Origin of the sequence: Chryseobacterium sp. SIMBA_029, from assembly GCF_046535275.1 — a bacterium.
Classification (GTDB): Bacteria; Bacteroidota; Bacteroidia; order Flavobacteriales; family Weeksellaceae; genus Chryseobacterium.
On the sequence record NZ_JAWRXA010000674.1, the window covers coordinates 1 to 248 of the forward strand.

A 248-nucleotide genomic window follows, 5' to 3' on the forward strand; every position below is an offset into this window, starting at 1 on the left:
GTGTGGAAGAAGACGATCCCGTGGCGTCAAGGGCTGGCCGTGGTCGGCTTCGGGTTGGTCCCCTATGCGGTGTACCTGCTGGTTGTGACTGCCAATGGATATTTCCCCAGTTGGGTGTGGGCCAAGAGCAACGGCGTATTGCGCATGTCCGGGGCGGTGAAGACCTCGGGATTTACGGCGGAGGGGTCCCCGAGCCTGGTCTCGCGGCTCATTGAGCAAGGGAGCAGCTTCGGTACAAGTTATGTGCT

1 protein-coding gene is annotated in these 248 nt (G+C 60.9%); it reads left to right on the forward strand.

Annotated features, from left to right (window positions below; all coding sequences use genetic code 11):
* Positions 1 to 248 (forward strand): hypothetical protein (locus SB679_RS25665; protein ID WP_410705190.1); only part of this gene is annotated, 248 nt, incomplete at both ends.